General features: G+C 49.7%; 21 protein-coding genes. 8 read left to right on the top strand and 13 right to left on the bottom strand.

Annotation, left to right across the window (positions count from 1 at the left end):
• Positions 1–175 precede the first annotated feature (175 nt).
• Entirely contained in the window at positions 176–610 is a 435-nt protein-coding gene (locus CZ379_RS03670) for a BrxA/BrxB family bacilliredoxin (RefSeq protein WP_110930367.1), read from the bottom strand.
• 117 nt (positions 611–727) lie between these two features.
• Positions 728–2443, bottom strand: coding sequence for an ATP-binding protein (locus CZ379_RS03665; protein WP_110930366.1), 1716 nt, complete (start codon positions 2441–2443; stop codon positions 728–730).
• Positions 2444–2590: 147 nt separating this feature from the next.
• Here CZ379_RS03665 and CZ379_RS03660 point away from each other — a divergent pair, with 147 nt between their 5' ends.
• Positions 2591–3859, top strand: coding sequence for a BaiN/RdsA family NAD(P)/FAD-dependent oxidoreductase (locus CZ379_RS03660; protein WP_110930365.1), 1269 nt, complete (start codon positions 2591–2593; stop codon positions 3857–3859).
• Positions 3860–3873: 14 nt separating this feature from the next.
• Here CZ379_RS03660 and CZ379_RS03655 read toward each other — a convergent pair whose 3' ends face one another.
• Together CZ379_RS03655 and CZ379_RS03650 are read right to left on the bottom strand one after the other, a co-directional pair.
• Positions 3874–5115: an ABC transporter permease gene (locus CZ379_RS03655; protein ID WP_110930364.1), complete on the bottom strand. Its 1242-nt coding sequence runs from the start codon at positions 5113–5115 to the stop codon at positions 3874–3876.
• Between the two features lie 20 nt (positions 5116–5135).
• On the bottom strand, positions 5136–5840 hold the full coding sequence (locus tag CZ379_RS03650; protein WP_110930363.1) for an ABC transporter ATP-binding protein: 705 nt from the start codon (positions 5838–5840) through the stop codon (positions 5136–5138).
• 307 nt (positions 5841–6147) lie between these two features.
• On the opposite strand from CZ379_RS03650, the gene CZ379_RS03645 reads away from it, so the two are divergent.
• A complete protein-coding gene (locus tag CZ379_RS03645; protein WP_110930362.1) occupies positions 6148–6615 on the top strand; it encodes a MarR family winged helix-turn-helix transcriptional regulator in 468 nt (155 codons plus the stop codon).
• An 85-nt stretch (positions 6616–6700) separates the two neighbouring features.
• Here CZ379_RS03645 and CZ379_RS03640 read toward each other — a convergent pair whose 3' ends face one another.
• The 6 genes from CZ379_RS03640 to CZ379_RS03615 all read right to left on the bottom strand — a co-directional run bounded on the left by CZ379_RS03640 (position 6701) and on the right by CZ379_RS03615 (position 12228).
• Entirely contained in the window at positions 6701–7045 is a 345-nt protein-coding gene (locus tag CZ379_RS03640; RefSeq protein WP_110930361.1) for a hypothetical protein, read from the bottom strand.
• A gap of 46 nt (positions 7046–7091) precedes the next feature.
• On the bottom strand, positions 7092–8552 hold the full coding sequence (locus CZ379_RS03635) for an MDR family MFS transporter (protein WP_199925463.1): 1461 nt from the start codon (positions 8550–8552) through the stop codon (positions 7092–7094).
• A gap of 136 nt (positions 8553–8688) precedes the next feature.
• Positions 8689–10191 carry an ABC transporter ATP-binding protein gene (locus tag CZ379_RS03630; RefSeq protein WP_110930360.1) on the bottom strand — a complete coding sequence of 501 codons (1503 nt, stop codon included), beginning with the start codon at positions 10189–10191 and terminating at the stop codon, positions 8689–8691.
• Positions 10192–10199: 8 nt separating this feature from the next.
• Positions 10200–10754, bottom strand: coding sequence for an ECF transporter S component (locus CZ379_RS03625; RefSeq protein WP_234404821.1), 555 nt, complete (start codon positions 10752–10754; stop codon positions 10200–10202).
• 140 nt (positions 10755–10894) lie between these two features.
• The gene (locus tag CZ379_RS03620; protein WP_110930358.1) at positions 10895–11653 is read right to left on the bottom strand and encodes an energy-coupling factor transporter transmembrane component T family protein; all 759 of its coding nucleotides are present in this window, start codon (positions 11651–11653) and stop codon (positions 10895–10897) included.
• A complete protein-coding gene (locus CZ379_RS03615; protein ID WP_407668597.1) occupies positions 11647–12228 on the bottom strand; it encodes a GNAT family N-acetyltransferase in 582 nt (193 codons plus the stop codon). Before CZ379_RS03615 ends, CZ379_RS03620 begins: the two co-directional genes overlap by 7 nt.
• A gap of 174 nt (positions 12229–12402) precedes the next feature.
• On the opposite strand from CZ379_RS03615, the gene CZ379_RS03610 reads away from it, so the two are divergent.
• On the top strand, positions 12403–13350 hold the full coding sequence (locus CZ379_RS03610) for an alpha/beta hydrolase (protein ID WP_110930356.1): 948 nt from the start codon (positions 12403–12405) through the stop codon (positions 13348–13350).
• On the opposite strand, the gene CZ379_RS26915 is transcribed toward CZ379_RS03610, so the two are convergent.
• Together CZ379_RS26915 and CZ379_RS03600 are read right to left on the bottom strand one after the other, a co-directional pair.
• Positions 13251–13472: an aspartyl-phosphate phosphatase Spo0E family protein gene (locus tag CZ379_RS26915; protein WP_267890471.1), complete on the bottom strand. Its 222-nt coding sequence runs from the start codon at positions 13470–13472 to the stop codon at positions 13251–13253. The two genes, CZ379_RS03610 and CZ379_RS26915, sit on opposite strands and share 100 nt — an antisense overlap.
• A gap of 226 nt (positions 13473–13698) precedes the next feature.
• Complete coding sequence (locus CZ379_RS03600) at positions 13699–15696, bottom strand: endonuclease MutS2 (protein WP_110930481.1); 1998 nt, start codon at positions 15694–15696, stop codon at positions 13699–13701.
• 527 nt (positions 15697–16223) lie between these two features.
• On the opposite strand from CZ379_RS03600, the gene CZ379_RS03595 reads away from it, so the two are divergent.
• On the top strand, positions 16224–18089 hold the full coding sequence (locus CZ379_RS03595; protein WP_199925434.1) for an LTA synthase family protein: 1866 nt from the start codon (positions 16224–16226) through the stop codon (positions 18087–18089).
• 177 nt (positions 18090–18266) lie between these two features.
• Here the strand turns inward: CZ379_RS03595 and CZ379_RS03590 are convergent, their stop codons facing one another.
• Positions 18267–19676, bottom strand: a complete 1410-nt coding sequence (locus tag CZ379_RS03590; RefSeq protein WP_110930354.1) for an MATE family efflux transporter — start codon at positions 19674–19676, stop codon at positions 18267–18269.
• Positions 19677–19975: 299 nt separating this feature from the next.
• Here CZ379_RS03590 and CZ379_RS03585 point away from each other — a divergent pair, with 299 nt between their 5' ends.
• The 4 genes from CZ379_RS03585 (at position 19976) to CZ379_RS03570 (ending at position 23220) form a co-directional block, all read left to right on the top strand.
• Positions 19976–20869 (top strand): AraC family transcriptional regulator, encoded by an 894-nt coding sequence (locus tag CZ379_RS03585; RefSeq protein ID WP_110930353.1) that lies wholly within the window; start codon positions 19976–19978, stop codon positions 20867–20869.
• 122 nt (positions 20870–20991) lie between these two features.
• A complete protein-coding gene (locus CZ379_RS03580; protein ID WP_110930352.1) occupies positions 20992–21852 on the top strand; it encodes a DegV family protein in 861 nt (286 codons plus the stop codon).
• Between the two features lie 221 nt (positions 21853–22073).
• Positions 22074–22481: a hypothetical protein gene (locus CZ379_RS03575; protein WP_110930351.1), complete on the top strand. Its 408-nt coding sequence runs from the start codon at positions 22074–22076 to the stop codon at positions 22479–22481.
• Positions 22482–22512: 31 nt separating this feature from the next.
• Complete coding sequence (locus CZ379_RS03570) at positions 22513–23220, top strand: AIM24 family protein (protein ID WP_199925433.1); 708 nt, start codon at positions 22513–22515, stop codon at positions 23218–23220.
• Positions 23221–23318 lie beyond the last annotated feature (98 nt).

Genomic DNA, 23318 nt, shown 5'->3' with positions numbered 1-23318 from the left:
GATTTCATGTATCTTAATTCCAACTATTTGGACATGCAGCAATAAAGTCGATCATGTAAATACAACAAATACAGTTAGTATAAAAAAGTACAATCATTTCCGAGCCATAAATTCCAAAAAAAACCGCTAATCGGCAAATACCGGATTAGCGGAGCGTTTCGTTTGGTGACAGCTCTTAGCGGCAGAAACGATCAAATGCGCTGGTTAAATCAGCAGCAATCTCTTCCGCCGAGCGATCCTCGATTTGATGGCGCTCGATAAAGTGAACCAGTTCTCCGTCCTTCAGCAGAGCGATCGAAGGAGAGGATGGCGGATACGGCGCAAAGTATTCACGAGCCTTAGCCGTCGCTTCTTTATCTTGTCCGGCGAACACCGTATAGAGGTGATCCGGTGTCAAATCGTGCTGCAGCGCTCTGGCTACGCCTGGACGGCATTGTCCCGCGGCACAACCGCACACCGAGTTCACGACAACAAGTGCCGTTCCTTTCGCTCCCGGCAGCTTTGCCTCTACATCCTCCGGCGTTCTCATTTCCTGAATTCCCAACGTCGTCAGTTCATCTCTCATGGGCTGAACCATATCGCGCATATATTGGTCAAATGACATAGACATGTGCTTTCACTCCTTAAACAACTGATTGACACAGATTTGTGACTTTTCTCTCATCTGTGTTTAGCTATATTTTATTATACATTCATAAGGGAGGAAAGCAACTTTAAGTCGAGCGATTTATCTGTTGCCCGCTTGCAAGGAACTCGGATCGACCGGAAAGACAGAAATAAATGTTGTGCCAATCCCTTCCTTGGATCTCACCGTTATTTTGCCGCCATGGCGTTCCATGATGCTGAGACATAACGGAAGACCTAAACCCGTGCCTTTTACCTTTGTCGTATAAAAAGGAGCAAACAGCTTCTGCTGCTGCGTGGCGGAAATGCCGGCCCCCGTATCGATGACATACAGCTTGACACCATCCTCGTCCAAGCTGGTCATTAACGTGAGCAGTCCCTTCTTTCCCATCGCCTCCATGCCATTTCTGGATAAATTAAGAATCAACTGCTTGATTTCCTTCGCGTTCAAATATAACAAGGGAACACGCTCATCCAGTTTGACCTCGATGCTCTGCCCTCGCAAATTGGCATCTGCCCACAGAAGCGGCTTAAGCTCTTCAATAATATGATGCAAGCTGCATAGCTCCTTCGTCACGAGTCGATTTTGCGCCAGGGCCAGGAAATCGTTGATAATGCTGTTCGCTCGGTCAAGCTCCTCCATCACGATCCGGTAATAATGATCAAGATCGTTCGCGCTTTTCTCGCGCATCAGCTGTAGGAAGCCCCTTACCACCGCCATCGGATTGCGTATTTCATGCGTTATTCCGGCGGCCATTTGGCCGACAAGGCTGAGCCGTTCTACGTGATTCAGTTCCATCCGCAGCGTCTCCAACTCGGTAATGTCCTGCACGATAATGACGGCAGCGAGCACTTCGTCGGTATGACCTTTAACGATTGGGGATGTGCTTGTAAAAAACACTTTTTCCTCTCTCTGCAACAGCTCCGTTGTCTTGGCCCCATCCTGTAGTGTCTTCTCGACACGCAAAGCGATCATTCCTATATCAAATCCGCCGCATTCTCCGCGCAGCTTCCGTCCGATCAAATTCTCCCTGGTCGCGGAGGGATGGTCATTTCGGTATAATTGAAGAAATGTGTCATTTACTGAAAAAATGCAGCCCTGCCGGTCTATTAAAATGATATTCAAAGGAGCGGCATCCATAATTTGCTGCAATTTATCCGCCTCTCTAAAATACTTGTCCGATAGCTCCGCTACCTGCTTGTGCAGCTGCTCCTTCTCCATAGAGCTCGCCATATAATAGCTGAACAAGCTGCTCACTATGGCAGCAGCTGCTAAATGAATGATGATGGCTATGCTGAGTACAGGAACATGAGCCTGCTGCAGGCTGCCAGACAACAATGGAGAGGCCATCATTGCCATTTGACCGGCGGCAAACCAGAGAAACAGAGTTACGGCTTGGTCTTGGCGCTGCATCCTTTTGAAGCGCCTGGCAGACATTAGGATAAACGGAAACAACAACAATCCGGTTTCTACGATCATACTGGTAATGGTGTAATCTGCGGCGTAAAGTGGAAACAAGGCAACCCGAAAGATGCCCATTGCGATACCCGTCCGCGGTTTGCCGTATAGCATTAGTGCAAACAAGGGCATATTCCCGAATTCTAGCGGAATAATATCCGAGTACGTTCGGGAGAACAAGGCGCAAAGCAGCATACTAGCAGCACAAATAGCCGTCAACCCGAATGAATAGGTTGATTGCGGGGCAGAATCGTCTGACCTACGTCCAAAACCGCTCCATTTCTCGTATAATAACGGAAACAGAAATGCTGGCAAACTAGCAATTAATATCTGGAATACAAACTCTTTTACTGCATCCAAGCTCTCCCTCCTCAGGCGGAAGAATACTGTACTCATTTCGATTAAATCACAGCCGACAAAGTTTTACAATATTTCATGTTTAAAGAAATCATTTTCTGCGTTTCTATCTGAAAATAGTATAAATAGTACAAATGAAAGGAACATATTATGAAAAATTACGATGTGATCGTTATAGGCGGGGGGCCTTCAGGATTAATGGCTTCTATAGCGGCCGCCGAGCAAGGCGCAGCCGTAGCTCTTCTGGACAAGGGGGACAAGCTCGGACGCAAGCTCGGAATTTCTGGGGGCGGGCGCTGCAACGTGACGAATGCGAAGGATATTGACGAACTGATCGCGTATATTCCTGGAGGAGGACGATTTCTGCACAGCGCCTTCTCATTTTTCAGCAATCGCGATATTATTGCGTTTTTCGAGGGGCTCGGCATCGCGCTAAAGGAAGAGGATAATGGAAGAATGTTCCCCGTGTCCGACAAAGCCAAAACCGTGGTCAACGCTTTAATCGGCAAAGCCAAGTCGCTTGGCGTCACGCTTCTTATACATCATCCGGTTCAGGAAATCATCTATAACCAGGGGGGTGTTGCAGGCGTGAGGCTGTCTTCCGGGGAAATCTACAAAGCCTCTGCGGTCATTGTTGCTACTGGCGGCAAGTCCGTGCCGCACACCGGTTCTACCGGAGATGGCTACCCATGGGCCGAGGCGGCAGGCCACACGATTACGGAGCTCTATCCAACAGAGACGCCGATCGTCTCCAAAGAGCCCTTCATTACGAACCGGGATCTGCAAGGTCTCTCGCTACGAAATGTGAAGCTGTCGCTGCTAGATCCGAAGGGAAAGACCGTCGTAGCCCACCAAGGGGATATGATCTTCACCCATTTTGGCTTATCCGGCCCGATTGCCCTTCGCTGCAGCGGTTTTATCCGCGGCGTCAAGAAGAAGCACAACCTATCCCAGGTCACTATGTCCATTGACCTGTTCCCTGATATGAAGGCAGGCAGCCTGGAAAATGATATGCGCCAGTTGGCTGCGGCCGAGCCGAAAAAGGCGCTCAAAAATGTGTTTAAAGGCACCATCCCGGAGCGTTTGCTTCCCCTGCTGTTTGAGCGGGCTAGCCTTCCCGGCGACACAACCTATGAGCACTTGCCGAAGGAGAGCTGGCTCACCTGGGTTCAATTGCTCAAGAACTTCACACTTCAAGTCAGTGGAACGCGTCCTTTTGAAGAAGCCTTTGTTACGGGAGGCGGCGTGCATTTAAAGGAGATCAATCCGAAGTCGATGGAGTCCAAGCTCATGCCGGGCTTATTCTTCTGCGGAGAAATACTGGATGTACACGGGTATACCGGGGGCTATAATATTACGGCGGCCTTCGCGACTGGCTACACTGCAGGCCACAACGCAGGACGAGGAAGGCGAGACTAGCTCGCTTTCCGTTTCTAGCGCAGAAGCATTTTCGCAATATAAGGCATGTATAACGCAAAGGCCGCAGCAATTCCCAACGCTATGCCCCAAATGGCATCAAATATAGACACGCCAAATCCGGCGGCAATGATTAGGATTGCGGGCTGCAATAACAAGCGATTGCAAGCTCTGGCCGAATTACGCTTCAATACAGGACTCATCGGCAGAATAGCCAGGAGATCCCTTTCCAGAAATAGCTTTCGAAATCCATTTAACCAGTAATACAGCAATGCCGTTAGTAGACAGAATACTACCGCGTTCACCGGGAAGGGCGGAATCGCTACTGCAACTAATCCTACTCCTATAAATTGTATATAAATAGAAAAGTCCCTTCCACGATAGAATGCCTTCAAGTTCGCTTCAGCGATTCTATTCTCAGCGTTGCGGCTCTTGAACAATTGGTTCGAACGGCGGAAGATCCACGGGCGCGCTTTTGCCTTACGGGGACTGCTCACAGCTCCCGAAAGCACCATCCCCGTAAGCCTTGTCTTTTGATATTCCTCCAAACGAATCTCTGCCTCGAATCGCCCGGCTGTATGCATCCGCACTCGGCTTAGCCAGATTACGGTCAGCAACAAAATCAATGCAATAAGCAAGGAAACGCTCCAGCTCTGACGTAATGTTAACGCCCAAGTAACAAACAGCCCTCCTAGACCAAGCTGAGCCAGTGATTGGTACAGTACTATTCTCCACCTTGCAGTATGTATGGCTATCATATTCTCGCTCAGCATCGCCACCGCCTTGACCCCTGTGACCACAGCGTATAGAAGCCATATTTCGGCACCGTTCATGGCGTATACCCGGAGAAGCAGCGGTAAAAGAAAAAGAACGATCAGTCCCCATACAAGTGCTTGAGCCACCAGGCTTGCCGCGATACCGCGCCAAACGATCCCCTTTCTCCACCGCTCGTTCTGGCGCAAAAATAAAGCGTCCGCGCTCTCCTGGTAGGTCATTAAACCGCCCCCAAAATAAATGAGGGAATATAACAATATGGGGATGACGGGGTAGGGAAGCTCCATGAGCCAGACAGGCAGCTCCTTCACCCACAAGACATAATAGCTCCGCCCGATTACCAACATGGCTGGAACGACAATATAGAGCAGCACAGCCAAGTCCACTACCGATCGAATGACGCCGTATTGCTTGCCGATGTGATCCTTCCAGCGTCTCATGAAATGGCTGTTGATTTGACCTTCAAGTCCTTTCTTACTTGCCATGTCCTTCCCTCCCTCTTACCTTACTCAGCCAGCACATCAAAGCAATCAATCAAAGAGGCCTCCGGCATGGCTGCTGCGGAGCGTATTTCCCCAAGTGTTCCCCGCGCAGCGATTCTTCCCTCTGAGATTAGAACAAAATCATCGCAAATCCGCTCCGCCGTATCAAGCATATGCGTCGACATCAGAATTCCCGCTCCACGCTGCCGTTCCTCCTCTAGCAGGCTGAGGAAATCCTTCATCGCACGTGGATCGAGGCCGATAAACGGCTCATCTATGATATAAATATCAGGACGGTTAAGGAAGCCGATCATCAGCATCATTTTTTGTCGCATGCCTTTGGAGAATCCCCCGGGCAAGTGATGCCGAACCTCAGTCATCCTAAATCTGCGCAGCAAGCGCTCGCCTTCCAGCTCAAGCTCATACTGCCCCATTCCGTAAACCGCGGCTGCCAAATCCAGATGCTCCCACAAGGTCAGATTTTCATAAAATACCGGGTGTTCGGGAATATAAGCATATTGCTCACAGCCAGCCTTAAACCGGACAGATGCTTCCGCATACGGAATAATACCTAGAATAGTCTTGAGCACAGTACTCTTTCCTGCCCCATTCGCCCCGATTAGTCCGGTAAGCTTCCCGGGGCGGATAGCTAGATTAACCTCTTTGATTTTAGGATCTCCGAACTCGTATCCCGCTTCGCTTATATCCGCTTCCAGCAAAGTATCCATATGCCCCTCCCTTCCCACTTTTAATTATTCTAGAAGTATATACGTAATAAACTGCTAGCCTGTTCCATAAGCGAGCTTCTTTAGCCGTGCAGTATGACCCGGGGCAAAGGACACTTTTCGTCCCGAGATTTGAATAAAACGTGAACTTTTCGGGTTTTGTTCAAGTTTTAAATATGAAAACCGTAAATTGTGATAAATTATATTTTTAAAAAATCGGGTATCCCCTAACATGATAAGTGTGAAACAATCGCGATCTGACTCTACTTTCTATGACTGCATGTAAAATATAGATTAAGGCGGGATGATGATGTTGAAGACCGAAGAACGCGGAACCGATTTATCACTGCACTTGTACCGAGTATTTTCCAAGTCTTTTAAAAGTGTCAATGAGCATGCCGTAACGGGAAGCAAAATTCAGGGCTTCAATCCGACAGCCTTTGCCGTGATGGAGGTTCTCTATTACAAGGGGCCTCAGCCCATTCAGCAAATCGGAGCCAAACTGCTGCTGCAGAGCGGCAATGTCACTTATGTGATCGACAAGCTGGAAGCGGCAGGCTTCTTGCAGCGGCAGCCCTGTCCACGGGATCGGCGGGTTATATTTGCCGAACTGACACCGAAGGGGAAAGAGTTAATGAACAAGCTGTATCCGGAATTTTCCGAGCGGATTGACTACGCGCTGAGCGGACTTGATAACGATGAGAAGCAGTTAATGATTACGCTGCTGAAGAAAATGGGGCGTGAAGCCGAGAAACTGGCCCCGCTTGCACGCAAATAGTTTAAGCTGTGCCGGCAACAAAAGCTGCTCCCTTCGAAAACGAGGGGAGCAGCTTTTTGCACTTTGTATGCTCTGTTGTTGTACCTTAAGATGGATTGGTAATCCGATGAAGCGCTTGTGCGCACTCATGAATATGCCGAACATAATCCTCCGTCAGATTCTGAACCTGCTCGGATTGCTCATTTACCGTCAATCCTTCCCGCTCCACATCGACCAGCTCCACCTTGACTTCCCGCCGATCCAAATAAGAGCATTGGAAGTCAAAAGAGTAATCCTGGCGCCCCTCCGCATTGATATGTATCCGCAAGCCGTAGGGGTCGGCAAGATCAGCCTGAACTATGGTCGAATCGCCAGGATTGAGATATTCAGGCAGTTGCTCCTGCCAGGCATTAACCAAAGTGCCTTGATCCACATTCCACTCCTCATTCATCGTAACACCTCCCCTTTCCCGTTAAGGTGCGGAGATGATGCCTCTTTTATACATTGAACTTCTCTTCTTCCCCGGCTTCAGGCGCACGGTTCCGCAGACCGAATACCGAGACCACGCCAACAAGCGCCAGTATCGCCATTACGATAAACAGCGTATGCAAACTGTTCTGCAGCACATGCTTCAGCTCGATCCACAGCTCGGGAGATAGCTTATGCACTTTCTCCGGAGATAGCAAATTGTTAATGTCGTCCTGGGATACCTCAAGACCGGAAGGCATGCCAGCAGATGTCTGGGCAACGATCCGCAAATTGATCAGCGTTCCGAATACAGCAACGCCGATCGTCTGACCAATGGACTTGGTGAAAGTGTTCAGGGCATTCGAAGCCCCGCGAAGGCTATAGCCGACCGATGATTGAGCGATAATCGTAAACACCGTAAAGGAGAAGCCGAAACCGATCCCATACATCGCGTTAAAAATGAGCAGCAGATAAAGCGGCGTCTCCTCCGCAATAAAGGCAATTCCCGTCGCTCCGATAGCAATGATGACCATTCCGATCAAGGACGTGTATCGCGAGCCTTTGCTTATAATCCAGCGTGCCCCATATACAGAGCCGAATAGCCAGCCAATCGACATCGGCGCCAGAATGAGTCCGGACATCGTGGCATTCTTCCCCAGCACCCCTTGTATCCACAGCGGCAAATAGGAGGTAAGTCCAATAAGCAGGGCACTGGCCACCAGGCTTGCTATGTTCGAAAATGCGATATCGCGCACTTTGAACAGCTTGAGAGGCACGAGCGGTTCCTCTGCCCGGTTCTCGACGACGAGAAACAGGATGAGCGATATTACAGCGACCGCCAAAATAGCGATTAACCAAGGGGACGTCCAGGCGAATTGCTGTCCGCCCGTCGCGAGTCCGATCAGCAGTGCCGTGACGCCAATCGTAAAGGTAATCGCGCCGGCAACATCAATCTTCACCTTGCGCTTCTCGATGTTCTCATGCAAGTATTTCATAATAAATAATAGCGACAGTAAACCGAACGGTACATTAAAGCCAAATATCCATCGCCAATTAAAATAATCGACGACATAGCCGCCAAGCAGCGGCCCGACGAGAGACGAGATTCCCCATACCGAGCTGATCAAAGCCTGAACCTTCGCTCTTTCCTCGATGGAATAAATATCGCCGATGATCGTAAATGTGACCGGAATCAGCGCACCGGCTCCGATCCCCTGCAGCGCACGGAACACGATCAGTTGTTCCATACTCTGCGAGAGTCCGGATAGCAAAGATCCCGCCAAAAACAACAAAGACCCGATTATAAATACGGGCTTCCTGCCATAAAGATCGCTCATTTTCCCAAAAATCGGAGTCGAAACCGCCATCGTCAACAGATAGGCCGTGAACACCCAGCTTAGCAGATTTACACCGCCCAAATCTCCTACGATTCGTGGGCCCGCGGGGCCGATGACCGTGCCTTCGATTGCCGCGAGGAAGGTGGACAGCATTAAACCGCCCAAAATATAATTTCGTTTCAATGATGTATTCAAAGGGATGACTTCCTTTCCAAAGCTATACGATTTTCCAATGAATGTCTGTAAGCTACTAGTATAAAGGAAGCCTATCTAAAAAGGAAGCAGCAGACTACAGCTGTAGTCTGCCCCGCTCCATCGTCCATATCGATAATTGTTCGCCCGCAAAGCACTCGGGTTCATGGGTAATAATAATAACGGACGCCCCCCCTGCGACAGCTCTGCGACATAACGCGGCAAGAGCCCTTACCCCGCCATAATCCGTCCCTGCTGTAGGCTCATCCAAAATATAGAGCTTCCTCGGCATCATCATGGCAGCGGCTGCGCTAAGCAACCGTTTCTCCCCCCCGCTGAGGAGGTAAGGAGAATCCTCACCTCGATTGGCCAGTCCGATGCTTTGCAGCAGTTCCTCGGCACGTTCGGCAATTTCCTTGGGCAGCACCTCGCCAGACTTTAGGCGCATTTGAAATCGCGGGCCATAGAGAAGCTCCTCCCTTACAGTGGCAGCCACGAATTGATGCTCCGGCTGTTGAAAGACATACCCAATATCACCTGCAAGCTCAAACAAGGTCAGCTTCGCGGCATCCTGTCCTTGCCACCATATGGTTCCGCGAGGCGGAGACAGCAAGCCCATGAGCAGACGTGACAGCGTAGTTTTGCCTGAACCGTTCTCCCCGCAGAGCAAGCGCCATTCACCAGCGTTTAGAGTCAGATTCACGTCCTCGAGCACTCTCGGTTCGTTATTGCCATAGGCAAAGGACAGGTCTTGAATTTGCAGCAACGGCTTGGGTGGCGATCCGTGCAGCCGCTCCTCGGCTGCCGCCGCGCTGATTTGCGCCAAGCTCTCCGTCGCGGGTGCCGCTAAAATTGGCGCTGGAAGCACACCCAGCTCTATAAGGCGTGCCCGCTTCTGGCCCAGCAGCTCCTCCGTCGGCCCGTCCATCATCACCTTGCCGCCGCCCATTACGATAAGCCGCGGCGCAGCCTGCGCCAGCTCATCGAGCCGGCCAGACACGGTGACGATGGTGCGGCCTTCCCGATGCAGCTGGCGCAGCAGAGCAAGAAATCGCCGCCGCGATTTCACGTCCAGACTCGCTACGGGCTCGTCGAACACGAGCACCGGCGGTGCCAGCGCCAGCACTGCCGCGATGGCTGTCCGCTGCCGCTGCCCGCCTGACAGCGCATGGACGCTGTCATATCGCCGCTCCGCGAGATCCACCGCAGCAAGAGCCTCCGTCACCCGCTGCTCAATCGCGGGCACGTCAAAGCGCAAATTCTCGGGGCCGAAGGCTACCTCGTCTTCTACTCGCCCCTGAACCAACTGCGCATCAGGGTCTTGAAACAGAATACCGATGCGCTGCACGACCTCCGCGATGCCAGCCTCGGCCGGGTCAAGCCCGCCAACGAGAAGCCCTCCGTCGCGAATGCCGCCGCCCGCTCGGGGCAGATAGCCACTGAGTAGCTGGGCGATCGTCGATTTCCCGCTCCCGCTATGACCGGTTATCGCAATCCACTCTCCGGGATGAACTGCAAGCGTTACACCCATCACGGCGGGCGCTTCATCCGCTTCATACCGGAAGGCTGTATCGTGCAGCTCAATTATCGGATTAGTCATAGTCGGTTTCAAGCCGCTTTGCCTTTAGCGCTAACGGCAAAGCGGCGAAGCAGGCCGCTGCGAGCCAAGGCATCGCCCAGCAGCTTAGTCAGTAATCCGCACAAAATGACGCCGCTAATCGTTCGTACGACGAGAGCAATAAGCAGAATATTCATGCCCCAATTCATATAGCCAAACATTTGAGCTGCTACAAGGAACCAAATAGGCACCATTGCCCCGCCCACCAGCAATAACACAGCCCAACTCCAATTACGATATTTAAAAATAAAGAACACTAGCTCCGCGATAACCATATAGCAGGCTGCTGCGGCAAAAGCCGAAGCAATTCCATAGGCGGTTCCCATAAAGGACTGGACAACGGCTCCGATGCTGTAAGTAATAACCGCCGTACCTGGTTTACGAATAATGTAATACGCGAGAAGGCCGTACACCATATATAGTCCCGTAATCGTGGAGGTTGCTATGGGCCCTCCGACACTGTTCAACGCTTGGTTGACAGGGGATAAATATACCGTCATTACGGCGTTCGCCGCGGCAAGCATCGCCATCAACACAATATCCATCGTCGTAAAAGCGGCGAAAACTTTCTTTGCTGCTCCATTCCCTTGCTTCACTCTAATCTTCCTCTCGTCCTTATTGTTAACCACATACATTAATTTAGGTTAACAATAAGGGTTCGTCAAGACTTTTTTTATAGAATCAGCTATAAAAGCAGCAATATTACAAGAACTGATATACTAGCGAAGGAGACGACATACCCGCTAGTCCTTATTGTTGCATCACGGAGATAGGTACGGTTCTCATATGCTCCAAACCCCTTGGCGTCCATCGCTCCAGCGGTTTGCTGAACACGGCGAATCGCTCCGGCAAATATCGCGAACAACTGACTGCGCCCCATTGTTAAACGCTCTTTTATACCGCGAGGAGCCCGTCCACCGCGTATTTGGCGTGCAGCATTAGATATTTTGGCTTCCGCTTCTAATAAAGGCAGAAAAGTTAGGGCCATGGATACGCCAAACAAAAAACGGTAGGGCAATTTCAGGCGTTGAGCCATGATAACGATAAAATCCTTCGCATCTGTGGATTCAATATAGATCAGCGAGGAAAGGAACAATACCATCATCCGCAAAGTAACGGCTGCTCCATAAAGGAGCCCGCCATCCGTCAGTGAAATCGGCCCCAAAGTAAAATAGGCCTGTCCTGAAGAAGCCGAGATCGATGTCAGAATAAATAGCGGCAATCCAAAGCCCGCAATAAATAACGTGCGTGTGTACAGCCGACGCGCACTCATTCCTGTTCCAGCCAAAGCGGCAATAAAGACGAACAGCAGCATCACTGCCTGCGGAAGCGGATGCTCCGTACTCATCGCAAAAATAGCCAAGCAGAACAAAGCAATCAGCTTGCTGAGCGGGTCAAGGCGTTCTAGCGGGAACCTTCTTCCGATTTTTCCTTGCATCACCATGCTTTCCCCCCTGAATAATATTCTTGTCTGAGCAGCGAGAACATCAGCAAATCTATAAAACCATCCTCGGTCTTCTGATACTGCCGGAGCAAACCTTCTTTGGTGAAGTCAAAAGCCTGCAGAAGCCTTTGCGAAGCGGCATTGTTCGGATGCACAAGAGCCTCGATCCGATTTAAGCCAATCGTCTGATAGCCATAGGACAACACCATGCGCAACGCCTCCGACATATAACCGCAACCCCAATATTCCTTGCCCAGATCATATCCGATTTCCCCACGATAGGCCCCCGACAGCTCCCAAACATTGAAGCCGCAGCTGCCTATCAATTGGCCTTCTTCCTTCAGCTCGATTCCCCAGCGCAGAGTATCTTCACTCTCCGATAGTTCGTTTAACAATTGAATCATTTCCAAAGTATCCTCCACTGAAGCAAAGGGAGGGATATTCATATATTTGACGACTTCAGGATCGCTCCAATATTGAAACATCCGCTCCGCATCCGATCGCTCCATTTTTCTTAAGAGCAGTCTTTCGCTCTCAATAATCGGTATGTGCCCTCCGCATCTATACATCTGCATCATTCCTTTCACGACACGTATATAGCTAATCACAAACAGGGAGGACGAGTCAAAGATAAAATGAGCACTCTCACTGAAATTAATTTGGTGCTTCTTCGATTTTCTTGCCTTCATTTCGGTGATACTATAGTACAAAGAGACAAATTTGGAAGGAATATAGGAGGATGCCTGCCCATGGTTTACACTATTCTAATCATTATTGTACTGGCGGTGGTGCTCGCTGCCAGTTTCTTGACGCGTTTTGCGGTTCGCCAAATCACCCAGATGAAATTGCAGACCTATGAGAATATATTCGACTATCTGGAAAAAACCGGAATCTACTCGCGGGAACGTTTCGAAATGCTTAATAAGAAGGAAGTCAAGGTTACTTCCAAAGATGGGCTCGCTTTAAGCGGTTATGTGCTGGACACCTATCCTGAGTCCAAGCAGTGGGTCATTATCGTCCACGGTTATACCGTATCGTTACATGTATCTGCTCAGTATGTGGATTTGTTCCAGGAGGAAGGATTTAACGTTCTGCTGGTTGACCAGCGACGGCACGGCAATAGCGAAGGAGAGTATACGACCTACGGTTATCATGAGAAATACGATGTCCAGACCTGGGTAACCTGGCTGCTGGACAATTACGGCAGCGATCTCACCATAGGCTTGCACGGCCAATCCTTTGGCGGGGGAACGGTTCTGGAATATCTCGCCATCGCCCATCCGAATGTCAAATTCGTGATCGCCGACTGTCCTTACTCTGATTTGACGGAGCTTATGCGTTACCAACTCCGCGTCCTAAACAAAATCCCCGCCTTCCCGCTCCTCTCCCTGATTGACAGGCTGCTGGAACGGAAAGCGGGGTTTAGACTAAAGCAGGTAAGTCCACTTAAAGCTGTAGAGCAAAGTACATTACCCGTTATGTTTGTGCACGGCACGCAAGACCATTATGTACCTACGCATATGAGTAAGGATCTGTATGAGCATAAACCAGAGCCTAAAAGACTGCTGCTCATAGATGGAGCACAACATGCCGACGCCTATAGCGTCGACCCGAAACGGTATTCAGAGGAAGTGCATTCCTTTATCCGAGAAGCGTTGGCTACTCCAGCCGTAAAATCTTGTTTGCCCAGCATTTGATTCTGAGCTTGTACAATATATTTATCGAGACGCTGACTTAATTCCAGCACTGCCTCGCTACTAAAGTTGCTGTTTTCTGCAGCATTCATTAACTCTGATCGCAGGTTTTCGATGGTGTCCATAAGTTCCCCACTAACTTTGGGGCGATTGGTGTGCCGGGCTATGTTGCTCAGTGCCTTATAAGCCATAAATTCACCTTCTCTCTTCTGGTCTACTCCATCATAACCTATGATGACAAAAAACATATTTTGAAAAATAGAAAAATATTAACATTATTTGTCGAACTTTAGGAGATGCGAGAAAGCCAGGGAACAAGTATCCCCTGGCTTTCCGCTATTTTTGCGTGTATTAATCCTCCGGCTTGCGAATGATCTCCACCCCCTCTACATGCCGCTTCCTCATCTGTTTGCTTTTCTTTCGGTTCTCCTTATTCTCGAATACAATATCCAAATCATAATCTTCCGGGTAAAGCTCTTCTTTCTTGATATAGGGCTTGAGCCGTTTCCTGTTCACTTTACATTTCTGCTTCTGAATCATAACACCGACCTGCCCCCGGCTATCCTCTTCCGCGAAAACAATGCCTATCTTTCCGTAAGAAGTTACCCAAACAGCATCACCGACTGTAAAAATAGGAGCTGCCTGCTTTGGCTCTTTTTCCAAAATAGCGCCGGGATCTTTAGCTCCTGCTTGGGTTTCAACTGTTTCGCTGGGTTCTGCTTGCGGAGCCTGAATCTCACCAAGCACTTTCCCTTTGTCGATCGGCATAACCAGCGGCTGGGATTTCTCCTTCATGTTCGCTGGCAAGCTTGATCCGCTGTCGGCTGGCCGACTCACCATTTCCCTGGAGCGCTCTATAATGCCCGGGAATATCCCGAGCTTGCACGCGATTTCAATGGCATAGCTCTGGCCGGCCTGACCAATCGTCAAGCGATAAAGCGGCATGAGCGTCTCGGGGTCGAATTCCATTCGAGCGTTTTGGAAGCCCTCAGTCTGCGAGGCAAAGGTTTTGAGCTCATTAAAGTGGGTAGTAACCAGGACGGTTGCTCCTCGCCGGTTCAGTTCTTCAAGAATCGCTATCGATAAGGCGATTCCTTCTCCCGGATCGGTTCCTGCCGCCAGTTCATCGATCAGCAGCAGCGTGCTCGGCCCAGCCTCGTGAATCATGCAGACCAAGCTCTGGATTTGAGCGGAGAAGGTGCTTAATGATTGCTCCAAATTTTGACCATCGCCGATCACAGCCATAATGCGGTTAAACATCGCGAATCTGCTGCCGGGATTTACTGGGATAAGCAGGCCCGATTGCGCCATTAAAGCGAGCAGCCCGAATGTTTTCAAGACGACGGTTTTCCCCCCTGTGTTTGGGCCGGTAATGATAAGCGTTTTATAGTTTGAGCCGATGACCAAATCCAGCGGCACCATCGTTTTCAGTAAATGCGGATGCCGCGCTCCCAAAATTTCGCTGACGCCGTCTTCACTGATCTGTACCGCTACTCCATCCATCGTCATTGCATACTTGGCTTTGGCGAATATAAAATCGTACGTGCCCGTAATCTCGATATTTTGCGACAGCTCATACGCTTCCTTTTCAACCAATTCTGTTAAATATCCTAGTATTTTGGCTTCTTCCCGCGCTTCATCCCCCGCCAGCACTTCAAGCTCGGCCTGCAGCGCCGCGACCTCATCCGGCTCAACGAACACCGTCTGCCCGCTTGTGGATTGATCCCATGTTCTTCCCTTGACTTGCTTATAGTAATCCTTCTTCACGGGAATCACATATCTTCCGCCCCGCATGCTGACCAAATTTTCTTGTAGGATAGCTGCGTGCCTAGACATGGCCGCCTGCAGCTTCTTCTGGATTTTTTCCTTCAACGTCGCCATTTTCCGACGAATTTTATCCAGTTCGCGGCTAGCTCCATCCATGATGACCCCATGGCGAATGCAGCGCAGTATTTCCTGTTGCAAAGGAAGCAGTTCATAAAGTGAGGCTGCATATATTCCGATTCGAGGTGCAAGCTCGCCCTTAGACGCCATATATTTCTTAAGCTGACCGCAGCTTTGCAGAAACGTCTGAATAGCAGTAAAATCCTTCCCCGTAAACAAATATCCCGTACCAATCAGGGCCACCACTCCTTCAATGCCTTCCAGCGAAGGCAATGGAATACTCGATCCCGCCTCCAGCAGTGTCTTGGCATCGACGGTCTCCTCCATCGCCTGCTCTATTTGCGCCCTCCGTTCCATCGGAAACAGCTTCTGGATCCGTAATCTTCCTTCATAGGATACGGCGTAGTTTGCCAACTCCTCCTTGATTCTGTCGTACTCCAGCATGCCTAGCGTAAATGGTTCCATGTTCTCAAGCCTCCATTTCTTCAAACCAAATTTGCACAACAAAAAAAGGGCGTAAGAATGCACATAGCGCATCCTTAGCCCTTGTATCCCTCCTGTCCGTATGATCGGAAAAATAAAAAAAACCGTGCTGAACAACAGCACGGATTTGATTTCCGAATACAAACAGCAATAAAGGCGCTGTATGATGTCCCGCGTGTTCTTAACTAAATTACCAGACCGCAATTCTAGGTGCACGAAGCTAGGCGCACGCTGCAGAGGCAACGGCACTTCTTCCGTACAAATTACAGTCCATATGGAATTAATTAGTTAAGAACGACTACCAACATCAAATTCTCTCCTTAAATGAGGTTATGTATAATTTAACAGCATTTACGACTATTAGTCAATGATTACCTGCCTTCAAGGATATTTTCATCTGCCTGCAATATGAGGTATTATATTAAAGTACTTTATATACTTATGTTAACGTAGTGTAAGCAGCAAGGCGCTTGCGCTTCCAGCTATATTTTTGAAAGGAAGGGAACAGGGTGTCTTTATTACATCGGATCCGTCAATCCAACAGAAAGCCTTTTGTCTTTTTCTCTATCATTATGGTCTTGAAAATCTATATTACCTGGCTCGCTATTTTCGATGGGGCACAGCCCTGGGGGCCGCTGCTGAAGGAAATTCCATTTATCTGGGTGGCCTTCATCCTCATCGAATGGTTCTCCTCCAAACGCAAAATCGGTATTTACCTTGGAGTGAATCTCATTATTACCGCCGTTCTGTTCGCCGTCATTATGTATTATAAATATTACGGTGTCATCGTTAATCATCATGCTCTGCAGCAGGTCAATCAGGTAACCGCGGTCAAGAATAGCGTCTTTTCACTGCTCTCACCGCACTACCTGTTAATCTTTCTAGATATTGTGGTTCTCGGATTCTGGCTGATGCAAAAAAACCGGGCTCATAAACTTAAGCGCTTCTTCAATCTAAAACGGCTTAGAGGAAGTGTCGCAGCCGTAATTTTCGGGGTTTCCCTTGCTCTATGTATTTTCAATATTTGGCCGAACCGAGCCACGATGAACGAAATCAAGCAAGCGGAGCAAATGGGAATTCTCAATTATGAGACGTATGCCATTTTCAAAAGCAAGGAACCCGAACTGACCGACAAGAAAGAAATCACGCAGGCGAAAATAGACCAGATCAAAGGCATCGCCGAGGCAGCCGAGCCTGTCCATTTCGGAGCCGCTCAAGGCAAGAACGTTATCATCATTCAAATGGAGTCCTTCCAGAACTTCCTGATCGATTTCAAGATCGACGGGCAAGAAGTGACCCCGACGATGAACAAGCTGGCGCGCGACAATATTTATTTCAAGAATTTTTATCAAATGGTCGGACAGGGCAATACGTCTGACGCCGAATTCGTCGTGAACACTTCCTTCTATATTCCTTATAACGAGGCGGCCACGCAAAACTACGCCTCCAAACAGCTTCCAAGCTTGCCGAAGCTGCTTAAGGATCAGGGCTACGAAACGGCAACCTTCCATACGAATGTCGTTGACTTCTGGAATCGCCGCGCTCTGTACGATGCCCTCGGATTTGACCGTTTTTATGACAAAACATATTTCGGCAGCGAGGACACCGTCTTCTTCGGCCCTTCTGACGAAGTGCTGTACACAAAAACGCTCGATGAAATTCAGAAGATGCAGGATGCCGATCATCCTTTTTACGCTCACGTGCTGTCCATGACCGCCCACCATCCTTACACGCTGCCGGATGAGAAGCGCATGTTCCCATTGCCTGAACGCTATCAGGACAATATGGTCGGCGACTATATCCAGGCGCAAAATTATGCGGATCACGCGCTGGGCGAGTTTATCGAGGAGCTGAAGGAACGGGGCATTTGGGATGAGAGCATTATTATCCTTTATGGCGATCACCTCGGCCTGCCAATGTACTCCCTGGACAAACATGGCTTAGAGCTGATGAAGGAAATCTATGGCAAGGAATATAGCTACGTCGATATGATCAACATCCCGCTGATCGTCTCGGCTCCAAATCTGTCCGAATCCGCAGCATTGGATACGATTGGCGGCCAGGTAGACATTTTGCCTACTTTGGCGAATCTATTAGGCATCTCACTGGATCAGCACATCCATTTCGGCCAGGATTTATTCAATCAATCGTACAACCTGCTGCCGCAGCGATATTATTTGCCTTCTGGCTCATTCCTGAATGACAAAGCCTTGTTCCTGCCTGGCATCAACTATCAGGATGGAATTCATTTTCCATATAACGAATCGCAAGCCATGCCAAACCTATCTACGGAAAAAGAGTATGACCGCGCCCTGCAATTGCTGCATCTGTCCGACAGCTACGTGCGTCAGCTCCCGGATTTGCCTCTAGAATAGTTTGACACGGGCATGCTACATCGTGTTCATATTCCACTATGAAGCAAAATAAGCGGCTGCACCTATTTACGTGCACCGCTTATTTTTGTATGGGTGGAATAGGATGACGCGGCCCTCCCTTCGGAGGGCCAGCGCCATAGTATATGGGCGACCTGGGCAAATAGCTCTGCCGGCCGCTTATGCTTCTGCGCACGCAGCGGAATTTCGCAGCGCTGCTCCGGTATTCTGTCTGTCTTGAAGCTCTGCCTCTTTTTTCCGCAAAAATTTCCGATTCCGCCAGCGGACGTAGCAGAAGATGCTGCGAATGTATTCGTCTGCGATCATGCACCCATAGATGGCGGCAATTCCCCATCCCAGTGAAATCCCTAATAGATAGGAACAGCCAGTGGCTACGATCCACATTACTGTCAACGAGACATACATCGTATATCGCGTGTCTCCTACAGCATTCAGTGCGTTACCTAAAGTCATATTGAGCACCTTGGCTGGCTGCAGCGCAAGATTAAGCCATAGGAGCGACCCGCAAATGAGCAGTATTCCCGCATCTTGCGTAAACAAGCCCAGGATTTGTTTGCCGAACAGAACCAGCAGCCACGTATTGATGACAACCAATGGAAGCCCAGCGCCCAGCGAGCGGTATACCGCCTTGTACGCCTCTTTGGTTCGACCTGCTCCGTATAAATGCGCAATTTGAATCTGGACGGCGAGCGCCAGCGAGAACCCCAGCAGGAAGCAGAAGGTTTCCAGCGTGCTCATATATGTCCTCGCCGCCAGCTCCCTTGAGCCGAGCGTAGCAATGAAGGAATAAATGACGAGCTGCGAGAATACCCAGCTGCCTGAGTTGACCCCGAGCGGCCAGCCGATCACAAGCACCTCCTTGAACAGCTTGCGGTCAAAGAGTGAAATATCGCGAATACCGATTTTGCGTTCAAAGGCGCCCAAGAAAATAAGTAGCAGCATAATCGTTGCCAGCAGGCGGCTGGTCACCGTGGAAATCGCCACCCCGGTCAAACCAAGCTGCGGAAATCCAAGCTCGCCAAAAATGAAACCATAATTCATGACGATATGCACGATGTTCATCGCTACTGCGATATACATCGGCCCCTTCGTATTGCCGGTGTTGCGGATCGCTGTGCTAAGCGCAGCCATAAGCGCGGTGAGGATCATTCCTCCGCCCACGATCGAAATATACGTTATGGCGAGCGGCATTAGTTCCTCTGGGAGCTGCAGCATTCTTGCGATCGGCCCCGGAACAGCAATGAGCAGCAGGCTGAGCCCGAGGCCAATCAATGCGGTTACTTTCAGCGAGATGACCGCGACCGTCCGCGCTTCCTCCTCTCGTCGCGAGCCCAGCTTCTGGGCGATGACGATCCCGGCACCGCTCGCTACCGTAGCAAACAGCGTCGTCAAGGCATTGAACAGTTGATTGGAAAAGCCGACGACCGCTACAGCATCGTCCGAGATGCGGCTCACCATTAACGTATCGACGGCCCCCAATAGAAATTGCAGGAACATTTCAATGAAGATCGGCCAAGCCAGTATCCATAGCCCGAATTTATCTTTCTCTCTACTCCTAATATTTTTCATTATTACAACCTCCAGTATGACCGAGCAGATATCAACCATCCGTATATTAACTTGTAAAAGCTGCTATAAAAGTCCCACTTCCCATCTACGATTAAGTTATTCTTCAATTGGTGCAGGCTTCCATGTTATATAGCTCTACAAGGAATATTCCAAGATGCGAATGCCAAAAACTCATTCTTTAGGGCTAACTTTTAGCATGAGTCACATTATAGATGGTATATTGGAAGGGATGTATCACTCAACCAACTGAATCTTTAAATATTCAAACCTGAATGTATATGTACGAGGAGGTAGTTCACATGTCTGTCATTCAATTTACAGTTCCTCCCCTGCCCCATTATATTGCCAGCGGCTTATCTCTGTTGACTGCTGGCCAGAAGCACCCCAGCCGGCAAAATATCGATGTATTCGACCTGCTCGTCGTGATCAAGGGCTGTCTGTATATGGGCGAGGAAGAACGGAGCTATGAGGTCAGCCAAGGACATGCCCTCATCCTGCGCCCGGACAGCTATCATTATGCGGTAGCCGACTGCAAAGAAGATACGCTTTATTATTGGCTTCATTTTCAAACGACCTCTAACTGGTCCATCGAGACGGAGAGATGCGACGAGCATTTCTGCACTGGAGATGATCGTCCGGGATATATGCCGGCATCGGCCTTTTCCACCTGGACGTTTAGTGTGCCGGTTCCCCAATTCACTAAAGTGGTACAGCCGCAGAAGCTGAACGATACTCTTACGGAATTAACCGATCTCAATCGCAGTCTGCATATATCCGGCGCCAAGCTGCGTCAGCAGACATTGTTCCAGGAAGTGATTTCCCTCTTGTCCGCTTCCCACGGAAAGAATGGGCCTTCCCCGCAATCGATCTGTGCAGAGCGTGCAGCCTCTTATTTGAGAGGGCATTACAAGGAGCCTTTTTCGGCAAAACAACTCGGCGAAAGCATCAACTTTCATCCGGTCTATATCGCCCGTTGTATGCAAAAGGTGTTTGGCTGCTCGCCTGCTGCTTATTTGCAGCGTTATCGGATTGAACAATCCAAGCTGCTGCTCCTACAGAGCGATTATACGGTAGAGCGCATCGCCGAGGAGGTCGGATTCAACCATCCTGCCTATTTTACCGCCAGCTTCACGAAAATCGAGGGCTTGTCCCCGAGAAAGTTTCGCCAGCGCTTTGCATGGATAAATCATTAATGATGAAAATAGCGACAAAAGCTGACATTATTCTTTTGCTATAGCAGCCTATCTCTACTATAATTTAAGTAGGTCTACTACTAACGTAAGAATGACCAAAACCTTTTACTGGGGGAACAGCGTTGACACAAGTAAAAATATTCGCGGACAGTATTTCTGACGTACCGGACTCTTGGATCAAACAGCATGATATCGGTATCGTTCCGCTGTATGTCGTGTTTGGGGAGACTGCCTATAAGGACAAGCTCGAAATCACCACAACCGACATTTACCGCAGGGTAGACGAGTATGATGAACTGCCTCGGACGGCAGCGCCTTCGCCGGCAGATTTTATCGCAGCCTTCACACCCTGCATTGAACAAGGACAGGACATTGTGTTCATCAGCATGTCGTCCAAGCTCTCTTCCACTTATCAGAACGCGCTTATCGCCGCGCAAGAGTTCCCAGCGAGCCGTGTCCGAGTCGTCGACTCGATGCATGTGTCCGGCTGCATCGCTCTCCTTGTCCTAAAAGCGGCCTTGGCGGCCAATGACGGCGCCAGCTCGCAAAAGATCGTCGAGCTCGTAGAGGAATGGCGGGAACGCATTGAAATGGAAGTGCTTGTAGACAGTCTTGATTATTTGCACCGTGGCGGCCGTGTTTCCAGTGTGAAGCACATGATTGGCAGCCTGCTCAAAATTCGTCCTGTGCTGAAGATCAAGGATGGCCTCGTCATTTCCGCCGATAAATATAGAGGTAAGACAGAGAAAGCTGTCGAACGGATGCTTCAGCATTTCATCGACAACTTTCCGAAGATTGATAAAGATCTAGTCATCGTGGCTCAGACACTGGCCGAAAAAGCCGCAGATTATATTAGAACGACGCTCCTGGAGCAAACAGATGTCAAGGAAGTAGCCATCATTGAAGGCGGCTGCGCGATCTCCTGCCACTGCGGCCCGCGCACCGTAGCCATCATGTATATGCGCAAGGCTGCTCAAGCCTAATTATACGCTCGGAGATTTAACGGCGCTTTGATGAACTTAAATAGACCGCTCTTTTTCTCGGATAAGTGAATTGACTCCGGCAAAAGCGGTCTTTTTGCTAAAGTAGGGCTTAAGCCAAGACTAGGCACAAATTGCATATGGAAACTTTTCGAGCAAATACTACGTAATATCTCATAATAAGTCACTCTTATTTCATGCATGATACCGGAGGTGAAGAGAGAATGAAGCAAAGGATGGTTCGCATCGTCTCCATTGTTTTTACAACTGTGCTCGTAAGTGGATTCCTAGGCACATGGCGCGCAGATGCGGGATATTTCGACGATTTTCTCAAGGGCGTTAAAGTGTTGTCCGAGCTTCCCAATGACGTGAATGAAATTAAAGAGAATTATCAGGTCACCTTGGACAAGCTGGAGGAGGCGCAAGGAACGCTGGAGGCTTACCGCCAGCAAAATGAGGAGCTTATGGCAAGCAACAAGGAGCTGGCCGCTACCGTATCCGCCTTAACCGAAGCGCAGGAAATTCGGGATGCCAATGCCCGCAAAACCCGGATCATGATTATAACAGGCGCCGCCCTGCTTGCTGGCTATTTCATCCTCCTTCGCGTCATCCGTTTTGTGCTGCGTAAATAATCCCTAAATGCCGCGAGGGGAGGATTATCCTTTGAACATCGAATATAATAACGAATCTGCCCTGCTAAGCGGACAGGCCGTTACTTTTAACCTGGGTGACGGGGAAATCGTCCATATGCTGCATCCCGGGCAAATTATCGCCTTCCGGGGCGCAGGCGGCCATCGAAGCGATAAGCTGATGAATATAAAAGGAATGTATCGGAAACGCAAGTTCATCCGTGCGGATATTCAGGGCCCCTGCCAGTTTGTCGCCTCCCTTCCTCCATCGATCACGATGAAGCCAATCACGCTTACGGATGGGAGCGATTTGCTGTATGACTTCAAGCATTTATTCTTTTATACCGAAGGCGTCCAGATGGAGACCCGCATCCTCAGCATGAAAAATATGATGATTACCCGCGATGCGATCAAAATGAAATTTTCCGGGGAAGGCATTATCGGCATTCTGACCCAGGGCCAGGTGCTCGAGCTGCCCCTTGATCCTGAGGAGCCGGTTTATGTGGAGGCGGGAAGCGTCATCGCTTATCCCGAGAACGCCAAGCTGGAGCTATCCGTCTACGGCAATCATCTTGCCAGCCAGCACATGCGCTATCAATGGAAGATGACCGGACACGGACATGTTCTCATCCAAGCCGGTTCCGGCAATCGCGAACTGGAGCGCGATTTGCAGAACGATGACGGAATCGTGAAGCGCTTCCTGCGAGAAGCAATTCCATTCGGCGGCGTATTTATTAAGTAGTTTCCGAGTGCTTTTTCGCACAAGCTGTTATTGGTGGCGCGGGGCGCGAGGCTGCCGGCTGTGAAGCTTGCGGGCTGCGGAGCCCCGGTGCCAGGGCT

The sequence above is a fragment of the Paenibacillus bouchesdurhonensis genome (assembly GCF_900155685.1).
Classification (GTDB): Bacteria; Bacillota; Bacilli; order Paenibacillales; family Paenibacillaceae; genus Fontibacillus; species Fontibacillus bouchesdurhonensis.
Note: the sequence above shows the minus strand (reverse complement) of the source record. Positions and strands in the feature narration are given on the sequence as shown.